Source organism: Pseudonocardia sp. ICBG162, assembly GCF_020496225.1.
GTDB classification, from domain to species: domain Bacteria; phylum Actinomycetota; class Actinomycetes; order Mycobacteriales; family Pseudonocardiaceae; genus Pseudonocardia; species Pseudonocardia alni.
The window spans coordinates 1,185,662-1,194,860 of record NZ_JAHLJD010000013.1 but is presented as its reverse complement, the minus strand read 5'-3'; the positions used below and the strand labels follow the sequence as shown (position 1 = coordinate 1,194,860).

Sequence of the window (9,199 nt, the reverse complement as noted above, 5' to 3'; positions counted from 1 at the left end):
GGTGGACGACCACACGGCGGGGCCCGGCCGGGACGACCGGCCGGGCCCCGCCGGTCTGCTGGACCGGTCCGCCCTGGCCGTCGACGTCCTGCCCGCCGCACGACGCCTGCTCGGCTGCGTCCTCGAGGCCGACACCCCCGACGGCACGGTCGCGGTGCGCCTGGTCGAGGTGGAGGCCTACCGGGGCCGTGACGACCCCGCGTCGCACTGCTACCGCGGCCGGACCCCGCGCAACGCGGTGATGTTCGGCCCGCCCGGGCACCTGTACGTCTACTTCGTCTACGGCATGCACTTCTGCGCGAACGTCTCGTGCCTGTCCGACGGCGAGCCGGGGGCGGTGCTGCTGCGCGCCGGGGAGCTGCTCACCGACCCGGGGGTGGCCCGGGAACGCCGGCCCACCGCCCGCCGCGACGCGGACCTGGCCCGCGGACCCGCGCGCCTCGCCGCGCTCCTCGGGCTGCGCCGTGAGGACGACGGGACCGACGTCACCGACCCGGCCTCCCGGGTACGGCTGCGCGCCGGTGACCCGGTCGCCCCCGAGCTCGTCCGGACCGGGCCCCGGGTGGGCGTCGCCGCGGCGGCCGAGCTGCCGTGGCGCCACTGGGTCGACGGCTCACCGGCGGTCAGCCCGTACCGGGCCGGGACTCGCCGTCGTCGCAGCGCCTGAGGCACCCGCGTGCACGGGCCGCGGCGGCCCGACCAAGATGGGCACCGTGGGTACCGACATCCTCGACGACCTGGAGTGGCGCGGCCTGATCGCGCAGAGCACCGACCGCGACGCGCTCGCGAAGGAGCTCGCCGCCGACGACCCGGTGTCGATCTATGCGGGCTTCGACCCGACCGCGTCGAGCCTGCACGCCGGGCACCTGATCCCGATGCTGACCCTGCGCCGCTTCCAGGAGGCCGGGCACCGTCCGGTCATCCTCGCCGGTGGGGCGACCGGGATGATCGGGGACCCGCGCGACGTGGGGGAGCGGACGCTCAACGACGCCTCGACCGTCGCCGACTGGACGGGGCTCATCCGGGGCCAGCTGGAGCGGTTCGTGTCCTTCGACGACGGGCCGACCGGCGCCGTCGCCGTCAACAACCTGGACTGGACCGGGCAGCAGACGGTCCTGGAGTTCCTCCGCGACCTCGGCAAGCACTTCCCGGTCAGCACGATGATCTCGCGGGACACGGTGAAGCGCCGCCTCGCCGGCGACGGGATGTCCTACACCGAGTTCAGCTACCTGCTGCTCCAGGCCCAGGACTACCTGCACCTGTACCGCGAGCTCGGGGTGCGGCTCCAGATCGGCGGGTCCGACCAGTGGGGCAACATCGTCGGCGGTGTCGACCTCGTCCGCCGGGTGACCGGTGACCACGTCCACGCGCTGACCCTGCAGCTGGTCACCGACTCCGAGGGCCGGAAGTTCGGCAAGTCCACCGGGGGCGGCAACGTCTGGCTCGACCCGGACCGCACCTCGCCGTACGCCTGGTACCAGTACTTCGTGAACGTCGCCGACGCCGACGCGATCACCTACCTCAAGCTCTTCACCTTCCTCGACCGCGCCGAGATCGAGGCGCTGGAGACCGAGCTCGCCGAGAAGCCGCATCTGCGTGGCGCGCAACGACGTCTCGCCGCCGAGCTGACGACGCTGGTGCACGGCGAGGAGCAGACGAGGCAGGTGACGACGGCGAGCCAGGCCCTGTTCGGCCGCGCGGAGCTCACCGACCTGGACGCGGCCACCCTCGGCGCCGCGCTCGCCGAGGTGCCGACGGCCGACGCCGGCCCGGCCGACACGATCGTCGACCTGCTCGTCGCCACCGGCCTGACCGACAGCAAGGGGGCCGCGCGCCGCGCCGTGAAGGAGGGCGGCGCGTACGTCAACAACGTGAAGGTCGTCGACGAGGAGTGGGTCCCGGGTGCCGGGGACGTCCTCGACGGCGGCTGGCTGGTGGTGCGGCGGGGGAAGCGCAACCTGGCCGGTGTGCGGGTCGGATCGGCGTGATCGGCCGCTGACCTGCGGGAACGCCGAAAAGGTACCCCCCTGTGAATCGCCTCCGGGCCGTCCTGTAACTTTCTCGTTGTCGCCAGGACGGGACGGACGAGAGCGAGACCGGCCGAGAGGCCAGGGACGCTGATCCGGCCCGGAGGCGACGGCCCACGAACTCCACCTCGGTGGAGATCCGGCCGCCCGGAGTAAGGCTTGACGCTGCTCTCCGGTACACGTAGCATAAGAGAGTTGCCTCCTAGCGGGGCCGACTCTGACGCCCCGGGGCGACGGCCATCAGGCCCGGTCCTCGAGTGCGGGTGTCTTTTGAGAACTCAACAGTGTGTCGAGCTATTTATTCGGTTTGGCGTTTTGTGCCAAATTGTTTGTTTGGTTGCAGCATTCGATCCCGTCGGGTGTTGTGGCCAGTTGTTTGTTGTAAGTCAGGGTTTTGTTGGAGAGTTTGATCCTGGCTCAGGACGAACGCTGGCGGCGTGCTTAACACATGCAAGTCGAGCGGTAAGGCCCTTTCGGGGGTACACGAGCGGCGAACGGGTGAGTAACACGTGGGTGACCTGCCCTCCACTCTGGGATAAGCCTGGGAAACTGGGTCTAATACCGGATAGGACCACTGATCGCATGGTTGGTGGTGGAAAGTTTTTTCGGTGGGGGATGGGCCCGCGGCCTATCAGCTTGTTGGTGGGGTGATGGCCTACCAAGGCGGTGACGGGTAGCCGGCCTGAGAGGGCGACCGGCCACACTGGGACTGAGACACGGCCCAGACTCCTACGGGAGGCAGCAGTGGGGAATATTGCGCAATGGGCGGAAGCCTGACGCAGCGACGCCGCGTGGGGGATGACGGCCTTCGGGTTGTAAACCTCTTTCGCCAGGGACGAAGAGCAATTGACGGTACCTGGAGAAGAAGCACCGGCCAACTACGTGCCAGCAGCCGCGGTAACACGTAGGGTGCGAGCGTTGTCCGGAATTATTGGGCGTAAAGAGCTCGTAGGCGGTGTGTCGCGTCGGCCGTGAAAACTTGGGGCTTAACTCTGAGCGTGCGGTCGATACGGGCATCACTTGAGTTCGGCAGGGGAGACTGGAATTCCTGGTGTAGCGGTGAAATGCGCAGATATCAGGAGGAACACCGGTGGCGAAGGCGGGTCTCTGGGCCGATACTGACGCTGAGGAGCGAAAGCGTGGGGAGCGAACAGGATTAGATACCCTGGTAGTCCACGCCGTAAACGTTGGGCGCTAGGTGTGGGGACCATTCCACGGTTTCTGTGCCGCAGCTAACGCATTAAGCGCCCCGCCTGGGGAGTACGGCCGCAAGGCTAAAACTCAAAGGAATTGACGGGGGCCCGCACAAGCGGCGGAGCATGTGGATTAATTCGATGCAACGCGAAGAACCTTACCTGGGTTTGACATGCACCAGACATCCCTAGAGATAGGGCTTCCCTTGTGGTTGGTGTGCAGGTGGTGCATGGCTGTCGTCAGCTCGTGTCGTGAGATGTTGGGTTAAGTCCCGCAACGAGCGCAACCCTTGTTCCATGTTGCCAGCACGTAATGGTGGGGACTCATGGGAGACTGCCGGGGTCAACTCGGAGGAAGGTGGGGATGACGTCAAGTCATCATGCCCCTTATGTCCAGGGCTTCACACATGCTACAATGGCTCATACAGAGGGCTGCGAGACCGTGAGGTGGAGCGAATCCCTTAAAGTGAGTCTCAGTTCGGATCGGGGTCTGCAACTCGACCCCGTGAAGTTGGAGTCGCTAGTAATCGCAGATCAGCAACGCTGCGGTGAATACGTTCCCGGGCCTTGTACACACCGCCCGTCACGTCACGAAAGTTGGTAACACCCGAAGCCGGCGGCCCAACCCTTGTGGAGGGAGCTGTCGAAGGTGGGACTGGCGATTGGGACGAAGTCGTAACAAGGTAGCCGTACCGGAAGGTGCGGCTGGATCACCTCCTTTCTAAGGAGTCCCATCATGTGATGGGGCACCACACGCTCGTAAGTGAGTTGTGCTCATTTTGGGTGTCTGTGGTTCCTTCATTGAATCGCATCAGCGGCCCCGTTCGTGGGTTGGGTGCGTTGGGTGGAACGCAGCACGTCGGACCGTGTTGGCTTGGCACACTGTTGGGTCCTGAGAAGACATCTGCGGTTCTTCGGAACGGTGGTTCTTCTTTGGCCGCTCTGGTCGGGGGCTTCCTAACGCCTGCTTGTGTGTGGGTGGTGGTTGTTTCTTGGTCGGGTGTGGTTGTGGGTTGAGTGTTGCATAGTGGATGCGAGCATCTTGTTGTGGTCAAGTTGTTAAGAGCACATGGTGGATGCCTGGGCATCAGGAGCCGATGAAGGACGTGGGAGGCCGCGATAGGCCTCGGGGAGCTGTCAACCGAGCTGTGATCCGAGGGTGTCCGAATGGGGAAACCCAGCGCCCGTCATGGGGCGTTACCCGTACCTGAATTCATAGGGTGCGTGGAGGGAACGTGGGGAAGTGAAACATCTCAGTACCCACAGGAAGAGAAAACAATAGTGATTCCGTGAGTAGTGGCGAGCGAAAGCGGAAGAGGCTAAACCGTGTCCGTGTCAAGCCGGCAGGCGTTGCGGGTGCGGGGTTGTGAGACGTGTCGTTCATCTTCTGCCGAGGATGGGACAACTTGGATCTGTGTTAGCGGAACGACTCTGGGATGGTCGGCCGTAGTGGGTGATAGCCCCGTACGCGAAAACACTGGGTTCTGTTGTGGGCGTGTTCTCGAGTAGCAGCGAGCCCGTGAAATTCGCTGTGAATCTGGCGGGACCACCCGTCAAGCCTAAATACTACCTGATGACCGATAGCGGACAAGTACCGTGAGGGAAAGGTGAAAAGTACCCCGGGAGGGGAGTGAAATAGTACCTGAAACCGTGTGCTTACAAGCCGTCAGAGCCTGCAGTGCTTTCGTGGTACAGGGTGATGGCGTGCCTTTTGAAGAATGAGCCTGCGAGTTATGCTTCGTGGCGAGGTTAACCTGTGTGGGGTAGCCGTAGCGAAAGCGAGTCCGAATAGGGCGCTGTAGTCGCGGGGTGTAGACCCGAAGCGGAGTGATCTACCCATGGCCAGGGTGAAGCGTCGGTAAGACGTCGTGGAGGCCCGAACCCACCAGGGTTGAAAACCTGGGGGATGAGCTGTGGGTAGGGGTGAAAGGCCAATCAAACTTCGTGATAGCTGGTTCTCCCCGAAATGCATTTAGGTGCAGCGTCGTGTGTTTCTCACCGGAGGTAGAGCACTGGATGGCCTAGGGGGCCGACAAGCTTACCGAAGTCAGCCAAACTCCGAATGCCGGTGAGTGAGAGCGCGGCAGTGAGACTGCGGGGGATAAGCTTCGTGGTCGAGAGGGAAACAGCCCAGATCACCGGCTAAGGCCCCTAAGCGTGCGCTAAGTGGGAAAGGATGTGGGATCGCCCGGACAACCAGGAGGTTGGCTTAGAAGCAGCCACCCTTGAAAGAGTGCGTAATAGCTCACTGGTCAAGTGGTCCTGCGCCGACAATGTAGCGGGGCTCAAGCGCACCGCCGAAGCCGTGGCAATGACATCTTTAGGTGTTGTTGGGTAGGGGAGCGTCCTGCATCTGGTGAAGCCCGGGAGTGATTTACGGGTGGAGGGTGTGGGAGTGAGAATGCAGGCATGAGTAGCGAATGCAGAGTGAGAATCTCTGCCGCCGGATGACCAAGGGTTCCTGGGCCAGGTTGTTCCGCCCAGGGTGAGCCGGGACCTAAGGCGAGGCCGTCAGGCGTAGTCGATGGACAACGGGTTGATATTCCCGTGCTCGTGATAGTGCGTCCATGCTGAATCTGGTGATGCTAACCATCCGAACCCACCTCGGCTCCTTCGGGAGTTGTGTTTGTGGGGGAGCGTGGGATCCGATCTGGTAGTAGGCAAGTGATGGGGTGACGCAGGAGGGTAGCTCCGCCACGCGGTGGTTGTCGTGGTGTAAGCCTGTAGCCCGAGTCCTAGGTAAATCCGGGGCTCATATAAGGGTGAGAGGTGATGCGTAGCCGATTGAGGCGAAGAGGGTGATCCCATGCTGTCGAGAAAAGCCTCTAGCGAGTGCTGTTGCGGCCCGTACCCCAAACCGACACAGGTGGTCAGGTAGAGAATACCGAGGCGATCGAGCGAACTGTGGTTAAGGAATTCGGCAAAATACCTCCGTAACTTCGGGAGAAGGAGGGCCGGTTGTCTTGAGGCTCCTTGCGGGCTAGGGACGGCCGGTCGCAGAGACCAGGCCCAAGCGACTGTTTACTAAAAACACAGGTCCGTGCGAAGTCGCAAGACGATGTATACGGACTGACGCCTGCCCGGTGCTGGAACGTTAAGAGGACCTGTTAGCTCCTTCGGGGCGAAGCGGAGAATTTAAGCGCCAGTAAACGGCGGTGGTAACTATAACCATCCTAAGGTAGCGAAATTCCTTGTCGGGTAAGTTCCGACCTGCACGAATGGCGTAACGACTTGGGCGCTGTCTCGACCACAGACTCGGCGAAATTGCACTACGAGTAAAGATGCTCGTTACGCGCGGCAGGACGGAAAGACCCCGGGACCTTTACTATAGCTTGGTATTGGTGCTCGGTTCGGCTTGTGTAGGATAGGTGGGAGACTGTGAAATCGCCACGCCAGTGGTGGTGGAGTCGTTGTTGAAATACCACTCTGGTCGAATTGGGTGTCTCAACCTCGGGCCATGATCTGGTTCAGGGACAGTGCCTGGTGGGTAGTTTAACTGGGGCGGTTGCCTCCCAAAGAGTAACGGAGGCGCCCAAAGGTTCCCTCAGCCTGGTTGGCAATCAGGTGTTGAGTGTAAGTGCACAAGGGAGCTTGACTGTGAGACTGACGGGTCGAGCAGGGACGAAAGTCGGGACTAGTGATCCGGCACCACCTTGTGGAAGGGGTGTCGCTCAACGGATAAAAGGTACCCCGGGGATAACAGGCTGATCTTGCCCAAGAGTCCATATCGACGGCATGGTTTGGCACCTCGATGTCGGCTCGTCGCATCCTGGGGCTGGAGTAGGTCCCAAGGGTTGGGCTGTTCGCCCATTAAAGCGGTACGCGAGCTGGGTTTAGAACGTCGTGAGACAGTTCGGTCCCTATCCGCCGCGCGCGTTGGAGACTTGAGGAAGGCTGTCCCTAGTACGAGAGGACCGGGACGGACGAACCTCTGGTGTGCCAGTTGTCCCGCCAGGGGCACGGCTGGTTGGCTATGTTCGGGAGGGATAACCGCTGAAGGCATCTAAGCGGGAAGCCTGTTCCAAGATGAGGTCTCCCACCACCTTCGAGTGGGTAAGGCTCCCAGTAGATGACTGGGTTGATAGGCCGGAGATGGAAGCCCTGTGAGGGGTGGAGTTGACCGGTACTAATAGGCCGAGGGCTTGCCACAACGAGTTGTTCGCATCCACTGTGTGACCCTGAGTCCACAACCATCCACGTTTCCCCGGTGATCCGGGGGAGTGTGGGGTGGTGTGTGTGCTCGACCCCTGCCCCTAGGTTTTTGGGGGTGGGGTGATAGTTGGATAGTGTTGTCGGTGGTCATTGTGGTAGGGAAACGCCCGGTCCCATTCCGAACCCGGTAGCTAAGCCTTCCAGCGCCGATGGTACTGCACTCGCCAGGGTGTGGGAGAGTAGGTCGCCGCCGACATTCAACCTCTGAAAGGGGAGTCCGCAACGGTGTAGAAGCCGCTGTGGACTCCCCTTTTTCGTATGTCTGCAGCCGTGTCCGCCTCGCTGCGCGGACCGGTTCGCCCAGTGCGGTCGCCGACCGCGGAAGTGACGGTGTTCGTTTGTACCCTGACCACGTGACGGACGGGGAACGTCCCGGCAACGGCCGGGCAGGCGAGGAGCGCGGCTCGCGCAGCGGGTCGGGATGGTCGCGCGGCGATGACCAGCGGGGACGGCGCCGCGACGGCGACGACCGCACGCGTCGTGACGACCGGGGCAACCGCAGCGGCGGCGACCGTGCGCGCGACGACCGGGGACGTCCGGGCGAGCGCCGCACCGAGGGCCGCACCTGGTCCGACCGGGGCGGACGCGACACCGGCCGGCGCGACAGCGGCTTCCGCGGCGACGACCGCTCCGACCGCGGGCCGCGTCGCGACGACGACCGTCGCTCCGCCCGTGACGACGACCGCCGTTCCGGCGGCACCGGCCGGCGTGACTCGTTCCGGGGTGGACGCGACGACCGCGGTGGCCGGCCCTCCACGGGCCGTGACGACCGCCGTCCCTACCGTGACCGCGACGACCGTGGCCCCCGTCCGCAGCGCGACGACGACCGCGGCGGACGCTCGTTCCGGGACCGCGACGACCGCGCCGGTCGTCCCTCCTCCGGCCGTGACGACCGAGGTGGCCGATCGTTCTCCGGTCGCGACGACCGTGGCGGTCGTTCCTTCCCCGGTCGCGACGACCGCGGGGGACGTCCGTCCGGGGACCGCGACGACCGTGGCGGCCGTTCCTTCGGCGGCCGTGACGACCGACGGCCCGCCCGTGACCGTGACGACCGTGGCGGCCGTCCGTTCCGCGGCGGTGACGACCGCGGCGGTCGCCCCTCCGGCGACCGTGACGACCGTGACGACCGCGGTGCCCGCTCCTTCCGCGACCGCGACGACCGTGGCGGCCGTTCCTTCGGCGGCCGTGACGACCGTGCCCCTCGTCCGCAGCGCGACGACGACCGCGGTGGCCGTTCGTTCCGCGACCGTGACGACCGCGGTGGCCGCCCGTCCGGTGACCGCGGTGCCCGCTCCTTCCGGGACCGTGACGACCGTGGCGCCCGTCCGCCGCGCGACGACGACCGCGGCGGCCGTTCGTTCCGTGATCGCGACGACCGGGCCGGCCGCCCGTCCCGGGACCGTGACGACCGCGGCGGCCGTTCCTCGGGCAGCCGCGACGACCGTGGTGCCCGTCCCTACCGCGATCGCGACGACCGTGCGCCGCGCGGTCGGGACGACCGCGGTGACGACCGGCGCGGCTCGTTCCGGGACCGTGACGACCGTGGGCCCCGTCCCCAGCGCGACGACGATCGTGGTGCCCGTCCCCACCGGGACCGTGACGACCGCGCGCCCCGCGGTCGCGACGACCGCGGCGACGACCGGCGCAGCCCGTCCCGGGACCGTGACGACCGCCCGTACCGTGCCCGGGAGGAGCGCCCGTCGCACGACCGCCCGTCCGAGCGGTCCGCGGCCGTCGAGCCCGAGGACGTCGCGCAGTCGGACGCTG

General features: G+C 64.9%; 3 protein-coding genes and 3 rRNA genes. 5 read left to right on the top strand and 1 reads right to left on the bottom strand.

Going from position 1 to position 9,199, the window contains the following annotated elements; genetic code table 11:
- The first annotated feature begins 1 nt into the window (after nucleotide 1).
- From KPL60_RS08585 to rrf, 5 genes are all read left to right on the top strand, one after another.
- Nucleotides 2-667 (top strand): DNA-3-methyladenine glycosylase, encoded by a 666-nt coding sequence (locus tag KPL60_RS08585; protein WP_374203849.1) that lies wholly within the window; start codon nucleotides 2-4, stop codon nucleotides 665-667.
- A gap of 46 nt (nucleotides 668-713) precedes the next feature.
- Nucleotides 714-1,988, top strand: coding sequence for a tyrosine--tRNA ligase (tyrS, locus tag KPL60_RS08580; RefSeq protein WP_226356511.1), 1,275 nt, complete (start codon nucleotides 714-716; stop codon nucleotides 1,986-1,988).
- A 433-nt stretch (nucleotides 1,989-2,421) separates the two neighbouring features.
- Nucleotides 2,422-3,941: ribosomal RNA gene (locus KPL60_RS08575) — 16S ribosomal RNA — on the top strand.
- 328 nt (nucleotides 3,942-4,269) lie between these two features.
- Nucleotides 4,270-7,370, top strand: a 23S ribosomal RNA gene (locus KPL60_RS08570).
- A 141-nt stretch (nucleotides 7,371-7,511) separates the two neighbouring features.
- A 5S ribosomal RNA gene (rrf, locus tag KPL60_RS08565) occupies nucleotides 7,512-7,628 on the top strand.
- Together the 16S, 23S and 5S rRNA genes form the textbook arrangement of a ribosomal RNA operon.
- Before the next feature lies 1 nt (nucleotide 7,629).
- On the opposite strand, the gene KPL60_RS08560 is transcribed toward rrf, so the two are convergent.
- Nucleotides 7,630-9,138, bottom strand: a complete 1,509-nt coding sequence (locus KPL60_RS08560; RefSeq protein ID WP_226365479.1) for a hypothetical protein — start codon at nucleotides 9,136-9,138, stop codon at nucleotides 7,630-7,632.
- Nucleotides 9,139-9,199 lie beyond the last annotated feature (61 nt).